This is a genomic window from Nostoc sp. (assembly GCF_036917815.1).
GTDB lineage: Bacteria > Cyanobacteriota > Cyanobacteriia > Cyanobacteriales > Nostocaceae > Nostoc.
Genome location: NZ_JBALEK010000092.1, coordinates 1 through 24,088, shown reverse-complemented (window position 1 = coordinate 24,088; position 24,088 = coordinate 1). Strand labels below are relative to the sequence as shown.

Sequence of the window (24,088 nt, the reverse complement as noted above, 5' to 3'; positions counted from 1 at the left end):
AAGCTATCGGCGATGTTTTGCAGTTCCTTGACCGACGTGATGAAGCATTACAACGCTACGAAACCGCATTGTCATTTTACCGCGACATCGGCGATCGCTTGGGGGAAGCCAATACATTACAAGCTATCGGCGATGTTTTGCAGTTCCTTGACCGACGTGATGAAGCATTACAACGCTACGAAACCGCATTGTCATTTTACCGCGACATCGGCGATCGCTTGGGGGAAGCCAATACATTACAAGCTATCGGCGATGTTTTGCAGTTCCTTGACCGACGTGATGAAGCATTACAACGCTACGAAACCGCATTGTCATTTTACCGCGACATCGGCGCTCGCTTGGGGGAAGCTAACATCTTGCAAGCATTCGGTAAGTTGCAAGAAAACCCCCAGCAAGCACTAGAATATCTCCAGCAAGCACAAAACCTCTACATCCAAATTGGCGATATCTACAGCCAAAGTCGTAATCTTGCATATTTTATTGCCAATGCACAGTTAAACATGGGAGACTCAGAAGCTGCAATTAATTCCTTAACTCATGCGGCTGAACTCGCCACCACCATTAACTATGCACCAATCCAAGAATACGCCCAAAGTCGCATAGCCAAAATTAACTCTACAGCCACACTAAAAGAGAGATTCATGCGATTTATCCAGCAACGTTGGGTAAAATTTGCGTTTTGTTTTCTTGTTGGTTTAATTGCTTTTCTACTGCTGCGTCGCTGAGTCAAAAATTAGTAACCAATATCTTTGGAGAAAGTGATATACCTGCGCGCACCTTTTCCATTATCTAGATAATACCCTGTCAACTGGTAAAAAGTCAACAGTTATTTTACCTCAATTAAAAATTAAACTTGGTGTAAGACAATTTTCGAGTTACCCGTTGAGCGTTTGGCAATTCCATAAAAAGCGATTATTACGAAAATTATAGTTTTTGTGATAAAACGGAGCCTTTTGTTGATGAAACGGATGCTTTTGTTGATGAAACGGATGTTTTTGTTAATGAAACGGAGCCTTTTGTTGATGAAACGGATGTTTTTGTTGATGAAACGGAGCCTTTTGTTGATGAAAAGCTACGCTTTGTCTCCCCTCCCCGCTTGCCTACGGTGTATACACAAGTCTTTTAGAGTTGCACCACAGCTTTAGATCCCCCCTAACTTAAAAAAGGGGGGGACTAGAATCAAAGTCCCCCTTTATAAGGGGGATTTAGGGGGATCTTCAGCGATTTTGGTTTTGTACAGAGATGTGTACCGTAGCTTAAAAAAGGGCGGCAAGAACCTCTCAAAGTCCCCCTTTATAAGGGGGATTTAGGGGGATCTCCAACAATTTTGCTTAGAGATGTGTATACACCGTAGCCCCGCTTGCGGGGAGGGGTTGGGGGTGGGGTGCAATGACTGTGAGAAGCATAACTATTTATACGGACATGATATGACCAGCAAATTTAGATTTTGGATTTTGGGTAAAGTTAAAAATACTCCCCATCAAGGGGAGTTATTACACAGCATTTAACTATCTAAAGGGAATAACATAGTTATCCGTTGCTTGTCTGATGCCTTTCCTTTGTTTATCCTCCAAAATGGATGGCGGAGGATCGGCAGAAAATGCCTAAACTGATGTCACAATTGATCGAGAATCAGTTAAGCAAGTTGAAAGAGGAATGTCATTAAGTCTCCTTTACCCAAGCTGATGCGATCGCCTGGTCGTAAACGATGGCGATTCCCTGGTAAAAGCGGCAAATTATTAATATAAGTGCCATTAGAACTTCCCACATCCTCTACATAATGAGCATCTCCCTCGACGCGAATATCTGCATGAATCCGCGAGACAATTTCGGAATTGGGAAATCCTGAAACATCTATATCTGGGGGAATGCGATCGTTAGATTTACCAATATGAATCACAGAGAGATTTTGCGGCAATTCAATTAGCAGATCGGTTTGAACGTGGATTAACTTCGCCGTAACCTGCTGCAATTGCGTTCTGGCAGCAGTTGCAATTGGTGCTGCTGACGGGGGTACTTCGGCTTCAGAGGCTGGCGCTGGTTCCAAAGGTGGTGGAGTCGGAATACTTTGTCCAAAGACTACAGGTTGAGGTGTGACGGTTGGTGCTGGTTCTGGGGGGCTGCTTTCTGCAACAGATACCTGTGGCGCTGGTTCTGGGGGAACTGTCACCTCTGTTGGTGGTAAAGATGATTCGGGGGGATGGGAGTTAGTAGATTTGCCCATTCCCAAAGCATCTGGTTGTAAAAGTTCTAACAGTGGATCGGGCGGAACTAATGGCGGCACTTCCACCGGGATATCGGGAGTGACTGTTGTAGCTACTGCGGGATGAACGTGTGGAACTCCTGCGGAGTGAAGGTTGTAGCCACACTGACCGCAGAATGCAGCATCTGCCTGCACAGTTGCCCCACAACTGGGACAATTAGTAGTCGCGGGTAACGGTGTATAGCAAGCTTCACACTGGACAGCGCCATCAGGGTTGGGATGATTGCAATTAGGGCAGACGATCATCAATATTTAGCCTTTGTTCAAGATCATCATAAATATAGATAGTAATCTGTCAAGTTTAAATTGATGGGTAAGCAAGTTCGTAGTGAGTTAGCGCGGTCTTCTCCCTTGGCGCTAGCCTCTCCCTTTGGGAGAAGGGGAGACGCTAAGAGCGATAGCGCCGGCGGCAAGCGAGTCCGCGTACCCTTACAGGGAAGCAAGCTACGCTTTTAGCGTCTCGTAGAGAGCGTCTGGGGGTTTCCCCCATGAGCGACTAACTTTCCCGTTGGGTAAAGACTTTAGTCCTTATTTTCTAAGCACTAAAGTGCTTACTACAAACCCTCAAAACCAACTTGACAAAGTAGTAGGACTGGCAAGCAGAGGGCGGCCCTAACTTTAGATTCTAGCAATTACTGCTGATGGAACGATGAATTAGATACCAGGAAGCGGGGAGCAGGGGAGGAGAGGAAGCAGAGGGGACAAGGAGACTAATCAATCCCCAATCCCCAGTCCCCAGCGATGCACTGAGCTTGTCGAAGTGTCCCCAGTCCCCAATCCCCAGTCCCCATGCCCCATTATTCAATGTTGAAGTTCCAAACCTGCTGCTGCATCCAACAGCCACCAAAGTTCCCCTTGGGGCTGAATTAAGCGGGATGGGTAAGTGAAGTCATCGGCTACGGGTGCAAAGACTTGGGCTAAAGCTGGTCGTTTATTAGCACCAGCAACCAGAAAAATCACGCTATGAGCAGAGTTGATGAAGGGGTATGTGAAACTTATCCGGGGGTTTCCGTCTTTGTTACCCACAGTCACCAGACGATCGCGTACTTTGAGAGCCTCTGTGTGGGGAAACAAAGATGCGGTATGTGCATCATCACCCATTCCTAGTAATATTACATCAAAGGAGGGGAACTCGACCCCAGAAGAATTGAAAAATTCTTTGATCTGTTGTTCATACTTGGCAGCAGCTAGTTCTGGACTGCTTTCCAAGGTTGGTACGGGGTGAATGTTAGCTGCTGGGATGTCAACACGATCTAGCCATGCACGACGCGTCATCAGTTCATTGCTATCGGGATGAGTTGGTGGTACGTAACGCTCATCACCCCAGAATACATGAATTTTATCCCAAGGGAGTTTTTGAGTAGCCATCGCTTCGTATAACGGTTTAGGTGTACTACCGCCAGATAAGGCAATGGTAAACCGCCCACGTTGCTCAATGGCATTTTCTAACTTGGACAGAATTAATTCTAGCGCTCGTGCAACCAACGCTGGCTGATCCGGTAGAACTTCAACGGTTTTGTTCATGGCTTCATCATCTTGCTAGCTTCCAGCAATACAATACCGAACTTATTACAATCCCCCTTTTTAACTTTTGAAACATTTAACATCACGGATTCGGTAGGCTGGAAAAATGTAGACGCGCTTTATCACTTTCAACGGCAAGTTGTCAGTAGTCAGTCATACTAACTACCAATTACTTTCATGATTATTTTTATTTACTTGATACCTTGTTGATTAACGCCAGAAAGTATACATTTATTAATTCTTATTGAAAATTAATAAAACTAATTAATCACAAACAACTCTTCCCAGTTAGCGATCGCTTCCCGTTGGGCAATTAACAATTCCTGAATTCCTTTTTGGGCGACATCTAGCAACTGATCTAACTGAGTACGGCTAAAGCAGCCTTCTTCGGCTGTTCCTTGGACTTCAATGATTCCCAAATGTTGATTCATCACGACGTTAAAATCTACTGTTGCAGACACATCCTCGATATAATTAAGATCCAAAAATGGCTCTCCCTCCAGTAATCCTACGGAAACGGCTGCTACCTGTCCACACAAAGGCGATCGCTCCAACACCCCCTGTTGCAACAATTTAGAAATTGCATGAGCCAACGCCACAAAGGAGCCTGTAATGGCTGTTGTCCGAGTTCCTGCGTCTGCTTGCAACACATCGGCATCCACAGTTAGCGTCCGTTCTCCCAGTGCCTCAAAATCCACTGCTGCCCGTAAGCTGCGGCCAATTAAACGTTGAATTTCTTGCGTCCGCCCAGATAATTTTAATAATTCCCTTTCTTGGCGTTTTTGGGTAGCAGATGGTAACATTCGGTACTCAGCAGTTAACCAGCCTTTACCAGTTCCTTCGAGAAACTTCGGAACACCTTTATTAAGGCTAACGGTACAAAGTACTTGAGTATCACCGGATATTGCAAGAACAGAACCGGGGGCAAAGCGGGTGAAATTGGGATAAAAGCTGATGGGACGTAGTTCGTAAGGAAGACGGCCATCTGGACGCTGCCAAGCCATTGGAGTTGCCTCAAGTTTTAGAATACTGCCTTAAGATTACCTTAGTGTTATTGGGGATTGGGGATTGGGGATTGGGGATTGGGGATTGGGGATTGGGGATTGGGGATTGTTATCCTCTGCTTCTCGTCTCCTCTAAGGAACTGAAAGGAGAGTCAAAATATTTTGCTGCACCATCTCTGGTGACTGGTCGCCGTTGATGGTCAATAAGCAGCGACGACGGTCGTAATATTCTAGGATGGGAATGGTGCGATCGTAGAATAATTCTACACGGCGCTGCACGATTTCCGGTTGGTCATCTGGTAGCGATCGCCCCAAGGATCGGCTAACCATTACTGCTTCTGGGACTTGGAGATAAATTACCCAATCTAACTTTTGCCCTAAATCATCCAAGAAAAAATCTAATTCTTCAGCTTGGAAGGCAGTACGGGGATAACCTTCTAAAACCCAATCCCAGTTAATATCTGGTTGTCTGAGGCGAATTCTGATCAATTCAATGATCATTTCATCTGGAACTAACTCCCCTTTATGGATATAGGGGCGTGCATAGTACCCTAGTTCACCCAAGCTAGCGTAAACCGAAAGAGAAGTCCGGGGGTCAGTTTCCGACCATTGGAACTTCGGTAGCGGCTTGTCGCCAGATATTGCTTCCCGTAAAATCTCACCTGTGGAAATCAAAGGAATATCAAAATATCTGCAAAGCCTTTGTGCTTGAGTGCTTTTGCCCGATCCTGAACCTCCCAGAATCACCAATCTCACAACAATTTACTCCTCATCCTGTCAAATTCACTACTTGCTAAGTCTGTTTTGCCCAAACAACCTGCAAATCTAACATTTAGCGATTTTCAGACCTGATACCCAGCTTTTTTAATAATTGGAACTTTAAGTCTTATGTTTTCATTTTTACAACTCATTTCCGAGAAAAAACGAAAATTTCAATCAAAATCACTCTTGACTTCAACACAAACCTAGTGTTTGACTAAGAATGCAATTTGCCAAATCCACCACATTTGTGAAAAACAGATTGATTATACAGGCAGATTTGTAATAAGTACCGCCAGCAGAAAACCTTAACTAATTGTATCTTTTTGAACTTAACCTATGGTTGCCCAGCTAGAAACTCCAAGTATTAATTCAATCCTTACCTTACCATATCCAGTTGAAGGGCTAGTGCAAGTTTTCACTAGCTCCCATCGCAACTTTTTTACGAGCGTGATCGCTCAATCACTGAGAATAGCTGGACAAGGAACGCCAGTATTAATAGTGCAGTTTCTCAAAGGAGGTATTCGCCAAGGACAGGAAAGACCCATACAACTAGGACAAAATTTAGATTGGATTCGCTGTGATTTGCCTCGTTGTATCGATACACCACATTTAGATGATACTGAAAACCAAAGCTTACAAAAGCTGTGGCAGTATACACAGCAGGTAGTGTGTGAGAGTAAGTATTCTCTCGTGGTTTTAGATGAGTTAAGTTTAGCGATTAACTTTGGTTTAATTCCTGAGACGGAAGTTTTAGCATTTCTAGCAAAACGCCCTCCCCATGTTGATATCATTCTCACAGGGCCAGAGATGCCGAAATCTCTCTTAGATGTGGCAGACCAAATTACAGAAATCCGTCGCAGTCATCGACCTTAAGAGAAATATCTATCGCCGATTTTGGCAACGTCTGACGTTGCCATTGTATCTAGGATTATTTACCCTTGCGATCGCCTCTCTTAGAGGTTATTTATAAAGTAAAAATAAAATTATTGTCGGGTGTGTTAGGCGCATATTTTGATCTAGTTTGTCACGAAAAACATGATATGAGCGCCTAACGCACCATGTTATTTGGTGGTGCGTTAGGCTGAAGCCATAACGCACCCTACTTAAGATTTACTACACTATCATCCAGTCGTACAGAATTCATACTGAATTCTGACTCCTGAGTTCTGAATTCTTCTTAATAAAATGTACACAATATCTCAACCCGATCCCGTTCGTTTAGAAATATTCAAAAACCTTTATCAATTTATCGCCGAACAAATGGGTATTGTTCTGCAAAACACAGCAACATCTGTGAATATCAAAGAAAGGCTAGATTTCTCCTGCGCTATTTTTGACTCTTCTGGATTATTAGTCGCTAATGCTCCCCATATTCCCGTACATTTAGGCTCAATGAGTGAAAGTGTCCGCAGTTTAATTAATGATAAAGGCGACACCCTAAAACCGGGAAATATCTATCTATCTAATAACCCCTATAACGGCGGAACCCATCTCCCTGATGTCACTGCAATTACCCCTGTTTTTGTAGAGAGTGGGGAGTCGGGAGTGGGGAGTGGGGAGTGGGGACAAGAGAGAATTATTCAAGAAGTCTCTCCTTTGTCCTCATTCCCAACTCCCTATTCCCTATTCCCCACTCCCCTATTTTTTGTTGCTTCTCGTGGACACCAAGGAGATATCGGTGGAATTACTCCGGGTTCAATGCCTCCCCACAGTACCACAGTAGAAGAGGAAGGAATTATTTTTGATAATTTTCTGTTGGTTGAAGAGGGAAATTTTCGAGAAACCCCAGTCAGACAGCACCTCTCAAATCATACTTATCCGGCTCGTAACCCTGACCAAAATATAGCCGATTTCAAAGCACAAATTGCCGCAAATGAAACTGGAGTTAAAGAACTTCGTAAAATGGTTTCACAATACGAGCTTGATACGGTTCAAGCTTATATGAAATTCGTCCAAGCTAATGCTGAGGAGTCTGTTAGAAGAGCGATCGCAGTTCTCAAGGATGGCTCATTTATTTATAAAATGGATGATGGGGCACAAATTCAAGTTAAAGTGACGATTCACTCAGAAAATCGTAGTGCTACCATTGATTTTACTGGAACTTCTCCACAATTAAATAGTAATTTTAATGCACCCAAAGCTGTAACTCAAGCAGCAGTCTTATATGTCTTCCGTACTTTAGTTGATGATCATATTCCTCTCAATGCTGGGTGTCTTAATCCTCTAGAAATTATTATCCCGGTTGGCTGTATGCTCAACCCAACCTATCCAGCCGCAGTAGTGGCGGGTAATGTAGAAACTTCTCAAACCATTGTCGATGCTTTATATGGTGCTTTGGGTGTCATGGCTGCTTCTCAAGGAACGATGAATAATTTTACTTTTGGTAATGAGCAATATCAATATTATGAAACTATCTGCGGCGGCTCTGGGGCAGGAATTGATTTTGATGGAACTGATGGTGTTCATTCCCACATGACTAACTCTCGTTTAACCGATCCAGAAGTTTTAGAAACCCGTTATCCTGTACTTTTAGAAAGCTTTAATCTTCGTCCCGATAGCGGTGGCAAAGGAAAATATTCGGGTGGTAATGGAGTTATCCGCCGCATTCGATTTCTAGAACCCATGACAGCTAATATTCTCTCTGGTCATCGTCTTGTTCCTCCCTTTGGATTAAATGGTGGGGAAGCAGGAAAAGTAGGACGCAACTGGATACAACGTCAGAATGGAATTGAAGAATATTTAGACAGCACAGCAACAGTAGAGATGAACACTGGAGATGTTTTTGTGATAGAAACTCCTGGCGGCGGTGGATTTGGTGAAGTCTCTTAATTAAAAAGTTTAGCTAATCACCATCAGTATTATCGAGTACAACGTACTTGCTATTTTCTTCCCGTAACCGAGCATCTTGATCATTATAAAAGAACGACAGGAGAACAAAACGCCGTCCACTTGTGACAGAAGTAGCTTCATGCAGTAGAGAGCAAGAAAAAATCACCGCTTCTCCTACATTGGGACTATAAAGCTGGAGTCCATACTCTGGAAATCGTAGTTCTCCGCCTTCGTAAGCACCAGTATTGAGATTCAACGACATAGCAAATCGTCGGTGCGCCGTACCTTTGGTAGTATTATCACGATGACGATTAAAGAAGCCTTTATCAGTTGCTTCGTAACAGGATACCAGATAGCGTTCAAAGCGAGTAATGCTAAACTGGAACGCCTTCTCTATTTCTGGCTTAACCCGTCGTATCATCATTTCATTGATTTGATTTAATAGTTGAGAATCAGAAATTAAATAGTCTCGGCGTTTTTTAAATTCATAGTCATAGACTCCAACTGTTTTGCCGTCGATTTGTCGCATGAAGCCAGAATCCTCACCACCATCTGCTTCGTACAAATTAATTAAATGTTGGCAAAAGCTTTGATTTAGCACATTGGGTATAAATAAAACAGGTGCTTGTCTCGCTGCCGGAATATTTTGTAAGATTGGAGGTAAGCTTTTGATAAACTCAAATACTTGTTCCGAAGGTTGCGTAGTAGCTAAGACTGGTAAAACCTTTATAACTCGTAAATTTTCATCCAAAACAAAAATTGTTGGTCTGTATTGCAGTTTGTTGTTTTCCTGGTCATTTGGTTGACAAACACCGCATTTTAAACTGACTTTCTGTTCAAAATCCCAAAGAAATTTGAAATAAGTTTTATTCTGTATTAACTTTGCTAAAAAAGTGTCATTTGGGTCGATACTCAAGCCAAAAAATGGCACTTGATACGTAGCTAGCTGCTCCTGCCGATTACAGAAATCATCAATAATCTTCCGAATATAGTCGTTTTCGGAACTTCCAAAAAAAAACAAAATGCTCCGGTATCCGCCAACTGAATCAAAGTGAAAGGTTGGATTTGAGGTTGAGGGAAGAATAAACCAGGGAATCGGGTCGCCAAGAGAAAGAGGTATCATAAGACATCAACATTATATTCATAGGAACATTAAGTCTGGTAGATATTTTAACTTAAAAATTTACATCAGCTAGTGCAATAGGAATAACTTTTAAAGTTAAAATCGACGAATTGGGCGGAATCCTAAATTAGGATAATTAGTATTATTTGAGATTCTCGAAACAGGTTTTCTGGTAAGGAATTTCAATTCCACATCTCAAATCAAAAATTGTTATAAGTCGGCTTTAACTTACCCAGGAAATTGAGGATAGCTGAAACCACAACATCAGGCGACTCAATTAAGAAGCCATGACCACCACGTTCGATGACCACAAGTTCAGCATTGAGAATACCTTGAGCAAGTTGCTGAGAAAACTTTAGCGGAGTGAGAATATCTTGTTTACCAACCAAAACTAAAGTAGGACAATGAATTTGTTGAAGGCGGTCTGTTGTGTCACTGCTAAGGATGGCTTGGCTGTGATGATAAAGTGAATGAGTTGCAGGCGCGAAAGGATATCTGATGGCAAATTCAATCAGACCTTCGATCATTCCAGGAATCGAGTAGAATTCATCTGTAAATATCCAGGGCAATACGACTTTTTCATAAAGTTTAAAATCTACATTACCAGCAAGGTCGCCCCAAGTCTCGATGATGCTGTTGAATAATGCATCACCCTTTGCCAAAGATGAAAGTAGAATCAGACTTTGTACCTTTTTAGGGTGTGCTAACACTAGCTCTTGGGCAATCTGACCACCCATTGAATGACCTGCTAGATGTACCTGATTAATGCCGATGCGATCGAGCAATGCTGCAACGTCACTAGCCATCTGTTTCAAATTATAGGGACTTTCGGGAGCAGAACTTCTCCCTATACCTCGGTTGTCTAAGCGAATGACTTGATATTGAGAAACCAGCGATTGCATGATCAGCGACCAATAAGCATGATCGCAAAGAAAGCCGGCTATTAATAGCAAAGGCTCACCCGTTCCCTTAATGTCGTAAAACAAATCAATCCCGTTAATCTCAACCTTGGGCATAGTAAATAAGGCCACGGTGTACCTAGCATCCATTGGTGAAAATTCTACATCGTCTACAAAGGATTTGGCATAAGCAATCATTTCTGAGGCGATCGCTATGTCCGCGTACAATTAGTAGAGATGGATTACCAAGAGCGATCGCAAAAAGAACACTACCAACTCTTAGATGCTTGTCGCCAGCGAGATACAAAAGCTGCTGTCAGATTATTGAAACGACACATTGACACCGCAGGAGAACAGCTAATTGTATACTTGCAGCAAAAAGCTCAGAAACGCTGATTTTGCTGGAACTAGATGATCTACCAGAACAGACTAAACAGGAAATTTACACTATCCTGTCAGAGAAATAAGTAGGATCGTCCATGCAAAAACTGATCCAGCGTATTAAGAGATTACTCAAACGTATCCTCAAGAGGTTTGCATCCAATTCTCAGGAACCATCGCCCCTAATAAATTCTCGCCCATTAGAAACTTCTATTCCCAGTGTTTCTCCCCGATGGGAGTCTGGTTTGGTACTTGTGTGTTCACAATGTGCAAACGAGCATTCAGGCTCAACAGCTTCCGAAGATTTGGAAAATTGGTTAAAATCTCGTTTAAAATTTGAGGGATTATGGGGTGAATTTCGGGTTGTTAGCACCAGTTGTTTAGGGGTTTGTCCACGGATGGGTATTACTGTTGTTATTGTAACTAATGGAAGTCGCGGTAATAGTCCGTGCTTAATTGTCAATCCTCAGAGCGATCGTGAAGTTCTTTACTCATACATCAAACAGAATAAAAAGTAAAAATTACTTTTTATAGCATTTCCCAAGCTAGTAAGGTACACCCGTAGGGGCACGGCAGTGCCGTGCCCCTACACCTTGCGATATAATGTTGTACCTCATCTGAATGGGAACAGCTATACTTTTGCCTTATATGGTGTGAAATATAGCAATCCTAAATTATTCGTTAACAACAAGATACCCGACTTCTTAGAGAAATCGGGTATCTGAGTCTTGTGATTTTCAGAAATCAAATAGGATTGCTATATTAGTGCTTGAAGCCAGACATTTTTGGTCTTACAAAGGAATTAGTGCTTCGGGCATTAGTGGTTGAAGAATCAATCGTCGGTGAACTGAGATTCAAGAAATCGATGAGTTTGAGAGTACGTTTACGAATTTTCCAGCGCCCCCTTTCGTTGACAACTTCATCTTCATAAGTGCCATTAGCGACATCAATACTAGTTTCCGAACGTTTATGAGTCGCATGAAGGTAAGAAGACATTGCGACTTTACCATTTTTAAATGAAATGTTTATCGTACCCATCAAGTGTTGGGTAGCTGTATAACCATTTCCTTGAAATACTGAATAGACATAATCTGCCCAAGCATCTGTCCCATAACTTGTTTGAGTTGTCCCATCAGGAAAAATAGCAGTGAGGACTGCATCTTGAGTAAAACAATCCCGATAAATATTCTTTCCTTCTGGCAGATTTCCTCTACCAATGGCATCAGTTCCCAACGAATAACAGGATGTTAATTGTTGAATCTCAAATTCGGCGTTAGGTTGAGTTGCACTTGCTAGTTGAAACTTACCTCCAACAAACAGCACAAGAGTAACTGCAAGCACAATCAATGTGATCCGATTTAACAGAAACGAGATAGCCTTTGAAACTATTCGTCCACCTTCTCTTCTTTTTTCCACAAGATGACTCCCTTAATTTTTACGATTTTCGCATCTTGTACTTTGCGATAGACATTTTTGAGCTAATAATTTTACCTCAGAGAAATATCTAAAATACTTGCATATTTTACTAGTATCTACATTTTATATTCACTAGAAAATCTATTTTCTAGTAAATATAAAGTTAGTACAAGATTTGATGTATACAATTATTTATAACAGTTAAATAACAACTTTGTAAGTGTTGATTTCAACTAAGTTTGTGTTGATTTGATTAAGTAATGAAGTTACCACTTACATAATTTTATTTGACCAAGTATCAGTTATAGCAATTATCGATAATTCATGATAAGCTACCGACTTATTTAAAAAAGTCGATAATCTGCGGCTAAAACTATCAAACATCCTCTTATTCTCCCAAAATGGGAATAGAAATTATAAATTGTGTTCCTTGTCCCAAGACTGATTCACAAATCAAACTTCCTCCATGATTTTCTACTATAATTTGCCGACTAATAGATAATCCTAATCCCGTACCTTTCCCTACACATTTGGTAGTAAATAAATTTTCAAAAATGCAGTTTCTAACTTCTTCTGTCATTCCTTTGGCATTATCTTTAATCTTAATTAATATATTTTCATCTTCTACTTGTAAATTAGTTTCAATAGTAATAATATTCGGATATTTTTCTTGAATCTCTAAAAAGTCATGACCGATATTTGCTTCTTCTAAAGCATCAATTGCATTAGCAATGATATTCATAAACACCTGATTTAATTGTCCCAAATAGCACTTTACTAATGGAATACATGCATAGTTTTTAATGATTTGAATGGCGGGACGATTATGATCGGCTTTCAGACGATGCTGTAAAATCATCAAAGTACTATCAATGCCTTCATCGATATTAGCTAGCACTTTAGAGGTAGTATCAGCGCGGGAGAAAGTACGGAGAGAGGTACTAATATTACGAATGCGCTGTGTGCCAACTGTCATCCCATCAATCATTTTGGGTAAATCTTTTAGCAGAAAATCTATATCTATTTCTTCGGCTTTTTCTTCAATTTTCGCACCAGGATTGGGGAATTTTTCCCGGTACAGTTGTAGGTAGTCTATTAAATCTTTAACGATATCTTTTGCTTGGGCGATACTACCTGTAATAAAACCAATGGGGTTGTTGATTTCGTGTGCTACACCTGCAACCAAATTACCCAGAGAAGACATTTTTTCACTTTGGATAAGTTGTAGTTGCGCCTCTTGTAAATCTTTTATGGATTGTTCTAATTCCCGAGATTTATCTTGTGCCCTTGTGTATAATCTAGCATTTTCTATGGCAATCGCCATTTGAGAAACTAAGACTTTTAATACCTCTACCCTTTCTAGAACAAAAGCTCCTGATGATAACTGGTTTTCTAAATAGATAATACCAGTCAGCTGTGATTGGTACATAATGGGCAAACAAAATATTGATTTTGTTTGAGATTTATGAATATAGATATCAAAGTTAAAAGGTTCTGTCACTACAGCATCATTTAATACAATATATTGCTGAGTTCGGAAAACGTAATTAATTACAGAAAGTGGTAAATCCTGATAGGTTTCAACAGGGATAGAGCGTAAAACTGTCACCGTATCGTCAGCAGCATTTCCAGAAGCTTCGATATATAAGTGATTATCTTTAAGTAGCAGTAGTACTGCCTTTTGTGCAGCAGCATTTTCTAGTAAAATTTTGATCAGCTTGCTCAATAAATTTTCTAAAACAATTTCATTGGTAATCGCTTGCGAAAACTTGATGAATGCATTAAAATCTACAAAATCGCTCAAGCTGGTATTAGTCGTAGTTCTAGTTGTCAGATGAATTGGATCTATTTTTGAAGTACTATTTTCTATAGTAGTAGTTTGTCCGACTAGAAAAGGATACTTTGATTCTAAGTATTTAACTTTAGCGATCGCACCCCAACGAATACAGGCATAATAGGCTTTAGTTATGTAAGTTTGATGAATTAACTCTTTGCCTAGAGACTGATAAAATTTTCCAGCTAACTCATAAGCTAAAGCTTCTTCTTGGAGAAAACCGTTTTCTTGAGATTTGGCAATAGAGTTTTCATAATAGTCCATTGCTTCCAGCTTTTGACCTAAAACCTGATACCGTTCTGCCTCCACAAGATAAAATCTATGTAAGTGGTTCGTGGGAGCATGAGTAGCCCAGAGTTCCATCTTTTGCTGATTAGCTTGAACTTTTTCTAAAATAGCTTGCTTGTCAGACTCTTTAGCAGTATGATATATTGCCAAGTGGGTTAAAGAATCGTAGAAATAGAAGAGTGGAACAACAAATAACCCTGTAACACCACCTAAAGATTTTTCTGCGATCGCAGCATTTTCTACAGCTTTAAAATACTCCCCAAATATGTAAGAGAGCATTAGCTTATTAACAAATAAATGATTAATTGTGTAAAGATCATTTACTTGCTGATGAATTGGCAGCATACTTTGCTCGTCGTAGGCTTCTCCAATTAAACAGTCCACATTTTCAAAATTTCCTTTCAAGTTTAAAACTGTTTGCAAATATACTAAATTCCAAGTTAAAGCTACTTGTTGCTTGATTTTTTTCAGCGAATCACAATAAGCTATCAATTCTTTTTCTAGAATCCAAAGTTCCTTACCCAGCCAAAATGAATGATAGGGATAAATATAACCACAATAGCCAGCATATTCTAAATCTCCAGTTTCCAGACCACTAGAATAACCTGCCATTGATGATGTTAATGTCTCCCTAACATGTTCTTTCCAATGCATAACATGGGCGCTAACAACCGTCAGAATCTTAGCCTTAAGTTCTTCAGCATTAAATTGTGACACCAAAGTAGAAGCTAATTTCCCAAATTCATAGCCAGAATTAATTTCTCCTTGAACTCCACAAAGAAGTAATCCATAAAGACTATAACCATAGGCAGATACAGCCGTATTCCCATACATTAAGGATAAATTGACCATTTTACAGACAATAATTGGCATCATTGCCGGAGCAGTTTGAAAAGCAGCAGGGAGAACTCCCATTAGGATTCTCATAGCTGCAATCTTGTTAGGATCAGTCATTAATGGTAAGTTAATTAAATCTCCAATGGCTTTACCTTTCAAAGAAGTAGCGATTTCATCCATCCCTTGCTGAATATCAGTTGATGTCGCTTCATCTGGAAAACTTATTCCTAACAATTGCAAAATTGATACTGCTATTTGAATGGCTTCCAATTGTTTGCTTTGAATTATAGAAGCGATAATCTTTACTTCATAGACTTTCACTTTATCTAAAAGGACTTTGGCTTCTTGCTGCACCACCTCAGCCCATTGTTGCATCTGCTCAAAATTACCACCCAGATAAGCTACCTCTGCGGCTCCTTCATATAAACCAATCGTTAAGGTATATTCAGTTTGCCAAGCGTCTATATTTAAAAGTTTTATCCCATTTGTGAAGTACTTAAGAGCCGCTTCGTAAGCTGTAGAAGCTTTAGCTTTTCGTCCGGCAATTAAATTTAATCGTGCCAATTCAGTTTTTTCAGATTGCTCTATCAGGTTAACAATACCGACATTCAACTGATTGACGATATCAAAAATATTGGCTTCTATTTCCTCTTTAGGTATATTTTGGAGAAGCAATTGCCCAATTTTCAGGTGAGTAGATTTCTTAAGTTCTTCTGGAATTAACGAATATGCTGCTTGTTGTACTCTGTCATGCAAGAACTTGTAACCCACTCGTGAAGTGTCAAAATTTAAATTAACGGCTTCTTCCTGATTAAAAACTAAAGGAATGCGGTAAGCTTCACTTAAAGGTAGAATTAATCCCGCTTGCAAAGCCGAGTGTAATTCATTTGCTGTCAAAGAAGGTGATTTCTCATTGACTATTGATAAAACATCCAGACTAAATCTGTCACCCACACAAGCTGCTAATTTTAAAATATCTTGGGTGAACTTTGGTAGTTTTTCAACTCGGCTGGCAACTAACTCAACTACATTCTTATCAGTAATTCCAATTGCTTGAATATCCTCAATACTCCATTGCCATTTAGTATTACTGAAATCAAATATTAACAGATTTTCTTGATGAATTGCTTGAATTAATTGGGTTATAAAAAATGGATTTCCACCTGTTTTATTACAAATTAAATCAGCTAATTTAATAATTTCCTTGTGAAATACTTTGGTTTCTTCATCCTGGTTAAGCTCTGTTTCTTGGAGAGTTTCGGCAACTAGCTGAGTTACATTATCTAAATTTAAAGCTTCCAATACAAGATTATTAACAACCGTGCCACTATTCTTAATTTCTTCTATTTTTTGGATTAAAGGATGTGCCGGACTAACTTCATTATCTCTGTATGCCCCAATAAATAACAGATATTTGCTGTCGGTGTCAGTTATGAGCAGTTGGATTAAATTTAAGGTAGCTGAATCTGCCCATTGCAAATCATCTAAAAAGATCACTAAGGGGTGTTCTTTTTGAGTAAAAACTTGGATAAATTCTTTAAAAACATGATTGAAGCGATTTTGTGATTCTGTTGCTCCAATTTGTACAACTTCTGGCTGTGTACCGATGATTAACTCTACTTCTGGAATTACATCAGTAATAACTTTTCCATTTGTTCCTAAAGCTGATAATATTTTATTCCGCCATACTTCTATTTTTTGATTATTCTCTGTCAGCAAGTATCGCATCAAATAGGCAAAAGCTTGAATTAAAGAAGCATAAGGGATATTCCGTTTTAATTGGTCAAATTTACCAGAAATAAAGTAACCTTGCCTGCGAGTAATGGGTTTATTAACTTCGTTGACTAGAACTGATTTACCAATACCAGAATAACCAGAAACTAGCATCATTTCACTAGTTCCAGATGTAACGCGCTCAAATGCAGCTAACAGTTCATTAACTTGTTCTTCACGACCATATAATTTTTGAGGGATTAATAACTGGCTTAAAATATCTAAACGGCCTGGAACAAAATTAGTAATTGTACCCTTGGTTTCTAACTGGTTCAGGCATAACTCTAAATCTGCTAATAATCCTGTAGCACTTTGATATCTGTCTTCCGCATTTTTTGACATCAGCTTCATCACAATTTCAGAAACGGGGGTAGGAATTTGTGAATTTAATGACTGTGGGTTTATCGCTTGAACGGCAATGTGACTATAAACTACTTCTAAGGGATCTTCGCTAAAAAATGGTATTTTATCAGTGAGCATTTCATATAAAGTCACGCCAAGAGAATAAAAGTCGGTGCGATAATCAAGAATGCGGTTCATTCTCCCAGTTTGTTCAGGAGACATATAGGCAATTGTACCTTCAACGCAGTTAGGGTTATTAAATTGGGGATTTTCTTTATTGAGGCGGGAGGCTATACCAAAGTCAGTGAGTTTAACAATACCTGTCTGGGAGTTAATGATGATGTTACTGGGTTTGATATCTTTATGAATAATCTGGTGCTTATGCAAATAAGCTAAGGCTTTAGTCAGTTGAATAGCAATGTTTAAATGGTTAACTAAGTCCAGTTTTTCTGTTTGTAGCAGTTGAGTTAAAGACTGTCCACCAAAGTCTTCCAACAACAGTCCCACACGATTTTGAAAGGTTTCTAGACTGATAGCTTTAACTATATTAGGATGGTCTAAACCTTGCTGAATTTGATACTCATTTTTCAGGCGAGTAAAGGCTTCGAGAGTCGGATATTCGTTTTTAAGCAGCTTGAGGATAACTCGCTGTTGCATCTTTGGCGTTTGTGTTTGATAAATAATTGTTTGGATTCCTTCGTGGAGAGTCGAGTTGATTTGGTATCCAGTACGATTTGGCATTGATTTTTGACTCTAAAGTTACAAAATTAGCATCACCCCCCTTCTGTCGTGGAAGGGGTTCTAGTTTAATTATTCCCAGTGGGAGAAAATTATTAACATTGGGATTCCGTACCCAAGGGTTGTAAATTAAAAAGCCTTGCAACGGAAACTAGTGGCTACAAGCCGACTGTAACTTTTACGCCAACCGCAGATAAGGATACTTTTGTAAAAACCCAGATGCTTGATATTAAGCATCCTGTGGTAAAAGCAGCAGATACGATTTACTCTTACATCTTGAACTTGTGCAAGTTAAGCGATCAGATCATAGCCTTGCTCTCCATTGTTAGCTCAATTAGGGCTGCTTGCTCGATCGCTGTGAGTTCTTTAGAGGAATTTCTGAGTATTTTTTCTCAAAAAATTCATTCATTTCCCAAATAAGCTTCAATTACAGCCGGATCATTTCTGACTATAGATGGTTCACCCAGTGCAATCAATTGCCCAAAATCTAATACAGCAATGCGATCGCACAACCCCATAACCAATGGTACATGGTGTTCTATCAGGATGATCGTTAAATTGAAGCGATCGCGCAGACTACGGATAAATGCACTCAATTGCTGCTTTTCGTTGGGGTTCATCCCCGCCGCCGGTTCATCAAGAAGTAAGATTTGCGGTTTTAATGCTAAAGCGCGGGCAATTTCCAGCCGACGCTGATCGCCGTAGGCAAAGTTTTTGGCTTTTTCTGTGGCGCGATCGCTCAATCCCACCAAATCTAATAAATCTAAAGCTTTTCGCTTAGTTTTCAATTCTTCACTAGGCGCTGGTGGTAATCCCAAAACTCCTGTAATCATATTACTTTTAGTGTGTAAATGTCGGGCGATTATCACATTTTCTAACGCCGATAATTCACCAAACAAGCGGATATTTTGAAAGGTACGGGCGATACCTAAAGCAGCAATTTGATGAGGACGTAGTTGAGAAATTTCTGCACCTTGATAAATTAATTTACCGCTAGAAGGGGGAATGAACGCAGTAATCAAATTAAACAGTGTTGTTTTGCCCGCACCATTAGGGCCAATCAGTCCAAAAATCTCATATTTATTTACACTAAAAGATACATTATTTACTGCTACTAAACCACCAAAGCGGCGAGTCAATGCTCTTGCTTCTAAAACAATACTGCTGTTAGTTGCTGGAATACTATGTGACATTTTTACATATTATTATGAATATAAGACTTACGCAATAACTCTCTGAAACTCTTATTCCTTCCCGCCCTTTGCGTGCTTCTCTTCGAGACGTTTCGCGAAGGCGATTCGTTTTTTCCTTTGGAAAATATCTGGAGTAATTAGCCCTTGGGGGAAAAAGATTGTACCTATTACTATTAGGAAGCCGAAAATAATTAATCTCCCATCTCGCAAAAACTGTGCTAACCAATTAGGTAAACCACCAGTATCAGCGAGACTTCGCAGAATCTCTGGTAAGGCTGTAAATACCATACCTCCGACTACCGGCCCTAAAAAAGTTCTCGAACCACCAATTAAAACAAAAGTTAAATATATAATACTGGCATCAAAAGTACCTTGACGAGCATTCCAGGTATTGAGAAAGTGAGCGCTAATTGCACCTACAACCCCTGCAAGCATAGCCCCTAATGCAAATGCCAAAACTTTGTAATAAGTAGGATTAATACCCATTGCACCCGCAGCTAATTCGTCTTCGCGGATGGCGATAAAAGCCCTTCCGACGCGGATTCTTTCTAACCGATAAAGTAGCAGCATACTAATTAATAGTAAAGGCAGAGCAATCCATAAATATTCAAGTTGTGTTTGGAAGGGTTGAGGAATGCCAAAAATTCCGACAGCACCGCCTGTAATATCCAGATTTAGGGCAATGACGCGCAGAACTTCTACAAAAGCGATAGTAGCGATCGCTAAATAAATTCCTCGCAACCTCAACGCTGGAATTCCCACTATTACACCCAATAAACCACAAGTTATTCCAGCAATTAACATTTCCAATAACAACAATGGAATGGGAAATAAACTACTGCTAGATGTCAAAACTTTTGTGGATAAAATTGCCGCAATATATCCACCTAAAGCATAAAATCCTGGACTAGCTAGAGACAATTGTCCTGTCATTAGCGGTAAGTAAAGCGATAACCCTAATAACGCCCCCAATACCATAGAGACAATTAGAGAACCGTAAGTAGCGAAAAATTCAGCCATTTTAAAACATTTTGATTAAGTTTAATCAAACTATCGCTTTTATCAACTATAGCGGTTGTCGCTTGCATAGAATACAGACCTAACCCCCAGCCCCTTCCCTGCAAGGGAAGGGGAGTAAGCTCCAAGCCTCTCTCCTAAAAGGAGAGAGGTCAGAGTGTATTGCATCCAAATAAGAACTGCTATATTAAGCTGTTAATATTTGCTCTGCTGTCAGCGCCAGTTCAGGAAAAGTTCGTGAAACAATTCGTTCTGAATCTCTAAACTGTGTGCGTTGATATTTCCCCTCATTATCTAATACAAAAACAAATACAGCCGGAAATTTGGGATTTCCCAAATACTCTCTTAGCCCGATTGCTAAATAATCTACAATCCAATATTCTGTAATACCTAAGTGTTGATATTCATCCAATTTATCAATGTAGTCATCTTCCCAATTAGTTGATGTCACTTCTATGGCTAACTGGATGGGTTCTTCAAGTGCAGAGTAAGCAGAACGATTTGAGCGCCATCTATCTTTATCTATGACACTTACATCGGGCTTGCGCCCTTGTTCTATTCCATCAGCAGTTATCGTTCTCAGTAATACTGTGTTTGTTACTACGTAATTTAGGTTAATTCGGCTAATTTCATTATTGAAAAAGTCAGCGATAAAATCAGCGACATCATCATGATTTCTGGTTGCACGCACTTCTACAATTTCTCCATCGACAAGTTCATATAAACCTTCTTCTGGACACTGTTCCAAAAATTCCTCAAAAGTTAATTTTTGTTTGGTGGATGTTTTGATAGCACTACTCTCTTTAAACTTTCTGAATAAACCGTCGTCCTAGCAAACCTTGGGGTCTAACTAATAGCATGATAAACAAAATCGCAAAGGCTACTGCGTCTTTATATCCAGAGTATTCGGCGGGTACAAACGCCTCTACCAATCCAATTAACAAACCTCCCAATACTGCACCGGGAATACTACCTAAACCACCTAAGACAATTACCGCTAAACCCCGCAAACCAAAAGCAATGCCGAAATATGGGCCTGCAATACTAACACTAGAGGCGACTAAAGTTCCTGCTAATCCTGCTAAAAAACTGCTGATGAAGAATGTTAGGATGATAAAGCGATCGCTATTAATTCCTAACAAACTAGCTGTAGTTGGATCTTCTGCGATCGCTTGCATTGCTTTACCATATTTAGTTCGATTGATAAAATAGGTAAGAATTGCCACAATCACAACTGACACAGTAAAAATTACCACCTGTACACTACGAATCGGAATTGGGTTTTCTGGACTACCAAAGTTAATCGCAGGTGGCAAATTACCGTAAGTATTTGCGGGGTATGTGTAACTTTCAGCGCCTACTAAATACTGGATTAAATTCACAATTACTACTGCTACCCCCAAGCTGGAAACAACAGTTAGTAAAGGATCAGATCCTTGACGGCGCAAAGGTTGAAAAGCAACACGTTCCATCACTACCCCTACCAATCCCGCTAAGGTACTTCCTAATATCAAGGATATAGCAAATGGTAATTTTATCGGTAGGGCTGCATTCGCCAACAAGCCATTAAATCCAAAGTTACCACCCATGAGTGCATAAGTAAAATATGCACCCAAGGTAAAAATCGCGCCATGAGCTAAATTAATGATGCCCAAAATGGAATAAACCAAGGTATATCCTAAGGCAAAAATTGCATAGACGCTACCGATGGATAACCCATTTAATAATTGCTGTAAAAATAGATTGATATTCATTTAGCAACTATTTGAGAAATGTGAATTTACCTTGACTCCCGTCTTTTGCCATCTTGATTTGCGCTACATAGAAATCTTTTTGCACAACTTCACCTATGGGAGTAAAACCAATTTCACCTAATGGTGTATTGTATTCTCCGACAAGTATCTGTTTATTTAATTGTGTCCGTAATTCTGGTAGCTGTAATTTGTTGACTTTACTCTTTTTATCTAAAGCTTGGAGTGCTTCAACATAAACCTGCACTGCTGTAAAAGCTTGAGCGCTAAATTGGGGTGGCTCTTTTTTATATTCGTCAGTATAGGCTTTACGAAATGCGGCGTTAATTTCACCTGGATGTTCTGGACTGTAGGCTTGAGCAATCAACACGCCATCACAAAGTGCTTTACAAACTGGCAATAAATTCGATGTATTTAGACCATTTCCACCGACAATTAAGCCTTTATAACCCAGTTCGCGCAATTGTCGGACTAAATTACCACCATCAGCAGCCAAGCCCGAAATAATCACTAAATCTGGTTTGAGATTAATCGCATTGGTAGCTTGGCTTTGAAAATCTGTATCACTGGTTTGGAACTTTTGTACTGTTACCAATTCCAGTCCTTGATCCTTAACTGTTTGCTGAAAAATTTCCGTTTCTGACTTGCTAAATGCATCATTTTGAGCATAGAAAACTGCGACTTTTTTCAGTTGGGGGTTTTGCTTAAGTGCAGCTTTCACCGAATTAGGCGCGACGATAGAAACTGGTGCAGAAACACGAGCAATGTAATCACCAATTTCGGGAATGCCTTTAGCTGTATTCGATGGCCCAATAATTGGTACTTTTGCCCGTTCTCCAATGGGGTCAGCACTAAAGGCTTGCTGTGACAAAGTTGGGCCGACAATTCCGACAACTTTATCTTTATTAATTAAAGTTTGAAAAGCATTAATTGCCCCTGCTTCATCACCGCTAGTATCTTGAAACACCAATTTAATTGGTGTGCCATTAATACCACCTTTACTATTAAAATACTTCTCGGCAAGTTTGGCTCCAGCCACTTCCTCTTGACCTAGTAATGCCACATTGCTAGTTTGAGCAACAGCAATACCGATAGGAATAGCAGTGCCCGTTGTCGCTGTGGTATCGGTTGGAGTGTTATTTGTGGTAATCTTCGGACTATTCGTTGGAGAATTTGTCACAGGGCTAGTGCCACCACCACAGCCTGTTAGTAGCAAAGCGCAAGTTGATAATAATGCTGTTGTCCTGGCGATCGCGTTGTTCATCGTTGGATAATCATCTAGTTATGAGATATTCGGCAAAAGCTCATAATCTGCAAACAAGATGACGCAGATTCATACTTTTGCACGAATTCTATTAAATCATTCTTATTTCACCATGCAAAGACAAATATTCAAAGTCTTTCTAAATACAAATTATTATAATTAGCAATAATTTTATCATTTCCAGGTAAAACTTGGGAATCGTTAAGCGTCAGCGCTATCAGGTGTCAGATATTCGAGTCCAACTTAGGTCTCTCAACTCATACAGCCGATTAGCGGCAGAGTATCAAACTAAGTTAATGCATGATTTTTTCAGACTTAGACTCTAAATATAAACAAACTTTTACCCAAAATTTACTTTGATATAGTTTAATTCGATCAGTGTTGATGCAACATCTGATAGCAGGAGTTCTCTCACATGAAGGTTATGAGTTTGAACTAGATAATGTAAAGGTTTGTAACTGATTTCCGTAGCTCTAGAACTGAAACTGAATCCAAAATAGGTACGTGATTTCATCGTACAATACCAGTCAAACTGAAAGGGAAATTCAGGAGTTAAAACTTTACAACAGTCCAAATCTTTGCAACAAAACACAGAGCCGTATTAAGGAGGTAGACATTAGATTTTATGAAAAGGAAATTTGCAATTTTAGCAGGGACAACATCGGTAATTTTATCCCTGGTAAGCCAACCAGTTCTTGCAGTTTGGAGTGGGCCTCAGAGTCTGGGAGGTACATACGTCTCAGATCCTAGTTGTGCTTCCTTAGGTACAAATCAGGCTATCTGTGCCGGTCTCGGAACCAATAGAGCACTTTATGTGAATCAGTTTAATGGCATTTCCTGGAGTGGACCT

The 24,088-nt window shown here is 40.0% G+C and carries 20 protein-coding genes; 7 read left to right on the top strand and 13 right to left on the bottom strand.

Features of this window, described 5'->3' with window-relative positions; translation table 11 throughout:
- On the top strand, nt 1–725 hold a 725-nt coding region (locus tag V7K97_RS28280; protein WP_334804288.1), incomplete at its 5' end, for a tetratricopeptide repeat protein.
- Between the two features lie 911 nt (nt 726–1,636).
- Here V7K97_RS28280 and V7K97_RS28275 read toward each other — a convergent pair.
- Entirely contained in the window at nt 1,637–2,509 is an 873-nt protein-coding gene (locus tag V7K97_RS28275) for an FHA domain-containing protein (protein WP_334804287.1), read from the bottom strand.
- 63 nt (nt 2,510–2,572) lie between these two features.
- On the opposite strand from V7K97_RS28275, the gene V7K97_RS28270 reads away from it, so the two are divergent.
- Nucleotides 2,573–2,719 (top strand): hypothetical protein, encoded by a 147-nt coding sequence (locus V7K97_RS28270; protein ID WP_334804286.1) that lies wholly within the window; start codon nt 2,573–2,575, stop codon nt 2,717–2,719.
- Nucleotides 2,720–3,064: 345 nt separating this feature from the next.
- Here the strand turns inward: V7K97_RS28270 and pgl are convergent, their stop codons facing one another.
- From pgl to V7K97_RS28255, 3 genes are all read right to left on the bottom strand, one after another.
- Nucleotides 3,065–3,787: a 6-phosphogluconolactonase gene (pgl, locus tag V7K97_RS28265; RefSeq protein ID WP_334804285.1), complete on the bottom strand. Its 723-nt coding sequence runs from the start codon at nt 3,785–3,787 to the stop codon at nt 3,065–3,067.
- 260 nt (nt 3,788–4,047) lie between these two features.
- Nucleotides 4,048–4,791 (bottom strand): ribonuclease PH, encoded by a 744-nt coding sequence (gene rph / locus V7K97_RS28260; RefSeq protein ID WP_334804284.1) that lies wholly within the window; start codon nt 4,789–4,791, stop codon nt 4,048–4,050.
- Between the two features lie 132 nt (nt 4,792–4,923).
- A complete protein-coding gene (locus V7K97_RS28255) occupies nt 4,924–5,547 on the bottom strand; it encodes an adenylate kinase family protein (protein ID WP_334804283.1) in 624 nt (207 codons plus the stop codon).
- A gap of 342 nt (nt 5,548–5,889) precedes the next feature.
- Here V7K97_RS28255 and V7K97_RS28250 point away from each other — a divergent pair, with 342 nt between their 5' ends.
- Both V7K97_RS28250 and V7K97_RS28245 read left to right on the top strand, forming a co-directional pair.
- A complete protein-coding gene (locus V7K97_RS28250) occupies nt 5,890–6,426 on the top strand; it encodes a P-loop NTPase family protein (protein ID WP_334804282.1) in 537 nt (178 codons plus the stop codon).
- Between the two features lie 312 nt (nt 6,427–6,738).
- Entirely contained in the window at nt 6,739–8,382 is a 1,644-nt protein-coding gene (locus tag V7K97_RS28245; protein WP_334804281.1) for a hydantoinase B/oxoprolinase family protein, read from the top strand.
- A 13-nt stretch (nt 8,383–8,395) separates the two neighbouring features.
- Here the strand turns inward: V7K97_RS28245 and V7K97_RS28240 are convergent, their stop codons facing one another.
- The gene (locus V7K97_RS28240) at nt 8,396–9,505 is read right to left on the bottom strand and encodes a 2OG-Fe(II) oxygenase (RefSeq protein ID WP_334804280.1); all 1,110 of its coding nucleotides are present in this window, start codon (nt 9,503–9,505) and stop codon (nt 8,396–8,398) included.
- Nucleotides 9,506–9,705: 200 nt separating this feature from the next.
- Nucleotides 9,706–10,521, bottom strand: coding sequence for an alpha/beta fold hydrolase (locus V7K97_RS28235; protein ID WP_334804290.1), 816 nt, complete (start codon nt 10,519–10,521; stop codon nt 9,706–9,708).
- A 120-nt stretch (nt 10,522–10,641) separates the two neighbouring features.
- On the opposite strand from V7K97_RS28235, the gene V7K97_RS28230 reads away from it, so the two are divergent.
- Nucleotides 10,642–10,800, top strand: coding sequence for an FCD domain-containing protein (locus tag V7K97_RS28230; RefSeq protein WP_334804279.1), 159 nt, complete (start codon nt 10,642–10,644; stop codon nt 10,798–10,800).
- An 83-nt stretch (nt 10,801–10,883) separates the two neighbouring features.
- Entirely contained in the window at nt 10,884–11,303 is a 420-nt protein-coding gene (locus tag V7K97_RS28225; RefSeq protein WP_334804278.1) for a (2Fe-2S) ferredoxin domain-containing protein, read from the top strand.
- Nucleotides 11,304–11,547: 244 nt separating this feature from the next.
- Here the strand turns inward: V7K97_RS28225 and V7K97_RS28220 are convergent, their stop codons facing one another.
- The 7 genes from V7K97_RS28220 to V7K97_RS28190 all read right to left on the bottom strand — a co-directional run bounded on the left by V7K97_RS28220 (nt 11,548) and on the right by V7K97_RS28190 (nt 23,238).
- Entirely contained in the window at nt 11,548–12,201 is a 654-nt protein-coding gene (locus tag V7K97_RS28220; RefSeq protein WP_334804277.1) for a nuclear transport factor 2 family protein, read from the bottom strand.
- A 388-nt stretch (nt 12,202–12,589) separates the two neighbouring features.
- Entirely contained in the window at nt 12,590–18,016 is a 5,427-nt protein-coding gene (locus tag V7K97_RS28215) for a trifunctional serine/threonine-protein kinase/ATP-binding protein/sensor histidine kinase (protein ID WP_334804276.1), read from the bottom strand.
- Between the two features lie 398 nt (nt 18,017–18,414).
- Nucleotides 18,415–19,206, bottom strand: a complete 792-nt coding sequence (locus V7K97_RS28210) for an ABC transporter ATP-binding protein (protein ID WP_334804275.1) — start codon at nt 19,204–19,206, stop codon at nt 18,415–18,417.
- A gap of 51 nt (nt 19,207–19,257) precedes the next feature.
- Nucleotides 19,258–20,226 carry a branched-chain amino acid ABC transporter permease gene (locus V7K97_RS28205; RefSeq protein WP_334804274.1) on the bottom strand — a complete coding sequence of 323 codons (969 nt, stop codon included), beginning with the start codon at nt 20,224–20,226 and terminating at the stop codon, nt 19,258–19,260.
- A gap of 184 nt (nt 20,227–20,410) precedes the next feature.
- Nucleotides 20,411–21,013 carry a Uma2 family endonuclease gene (locus V7K97_RS28200; RefSeq protein ID WP_334804289.1) on the bottom strand — a complete coding sequence of 201 codons (603 nt, stop codon included), beginning with the start codon at nt 21,011–21,013 and terminating at the stop codon, nt 20,411–20,413.
- Nucleotides 21,014–21,026: 13 nt separating this feature from the next.
- Nucleotides 21,027–21,977: a branched-chain amino acid ABC transporter permease gene (locus V7K97_RS28195; RefSeq protein WP_334804273.1), complete on the bottom strand. Its 951-nt coding sequence runs from the start codon at nt 21,975–21,977 to the stop codon at nt 21,027–21,029.
- A gap of 7 nt (nt 21,978–21,984) precedes the next feature.
- Nucleotides 21,985–23,238: an ABC transporter substrate-binding protein gene (locus tag V7K97_RS28190; RefSeq protein ID WP_334804272.1), complete on the bottom strand. Its 1,254-nt coding sequence runs from the start codon at nt 23,236–23,238 to the stop codon at nt 21,985–21,987.
- 625 nt (nt 23,239–23,863) lie between these two features.
- Here V7K97_RS28190 and V7K97_RS28185 point away from each other — a divergent pair.
- On the top strand, nt 23,864–24,088 hold a 225-nt coding region (locus V7K97_RS28185), incomplete at its 3' end, for a hypothetical protein (protein WP_334804271.1).

Coding starts and splice junctions, on each gene's coding strand:
- V7K97_RS28275 (WP_334804287.1), bottom strand. CDS start 2,509: ATGATCGTCTGCCCTAATTGCAATCATCCCAACCCTGATGGCGCTGTC.
- V7K97_RS28270 (WP_334804286.1), top strand. CDS start 2,573: ATGGGTAAGCAAGTTCGTAGTGAGTTAGCGCGGTCTTCTCCCTTGGCG.
- pgl (WP_334804285.1), bottom strand. CDS start 3,787: ATGAACAAAACCGTTGAAGTTCTACCGGATCAGCCAGCGTTGGTTGCA.
- rph (WP_334804284.1), bottom strand. CDS start 4,791: ATGGCTTGGCAGCGTCCAGATGGCCGTCTTCCTTACGAACTACGTCCC.
- V7K97_RS28250 (WP_334804282.1), top strand. CDS start 5,890: ATGGTTGCCCAGCTAGAAACTCCAAGTATTAATTCAATCCTTACCTTA.
- V7K97_RS28245 (WP_334804281.1), top strand. CDS start 6,739: ATGTACACAATATCTCAACCCGATCCCGTTCGTTTAGAAATATTCAAA.
- V7K97_RS28240 (WP_334804280.1), bottom strand. CDS start 9,505: ATGATACCTCTTTCTCTTGGCGACCCGATTCCCTGGTTTATTCTTCCC.
- V7K97_RS28235 (WP_334804290.1), bottom strand. CDS start 10,521: ATGCCCAAGGTTGAGATTAACGGGATTGATTTGTTTTACGACATTAAG.
- V7K97_RS28230 (WP_334804279.1), top strand. CDS start 10,642: ATGGATTACCAAGAGCGATCGCAAAAAGAACACTACCAACTCTTAGAT.
- V7K97_RS28225 (WP_334804278.1), top strand. CDS start 10,884: ATGCAAAAACTGATCCAGCGTATTAAGAGATTACTCAAACGTATCCTC.
- V7K97_RS28215 (WP_334804276.1), bottom strand. CDS start 18,016: ATGCCAAATCGTACTGGATACCAAATCAACTCGACTCTCCACGAAGGA.
- V7K97_RS28210 (WP_334804275.1), bottom strand. CDS start 19,206: ATGTCACATAGTATTCCAGCAACTAACAGCAGTATTGTTTTAGAAGCA.
- V7K97_RS28205 (WP_334804274.1), bottom strand. CDS start 20,226: ATGGCTGAATTTTTCGCTACTTACGGTTCTCTAATTGTCTCTATGGTA.
- V7K97_RS28195 (WP_334804273.1), bottom strand. CDS start 21,977: ATGAATATCAATCTATTTTTACAGCAATTATTAAATGGGTTATCCATC.
- V7K97_RS28190 (WP_334804272.1), bottom strand. CDS start 23,238: ATGAACAACGCGATCGCCAGGACAACAGCATTATTATCAACTTGCGCT.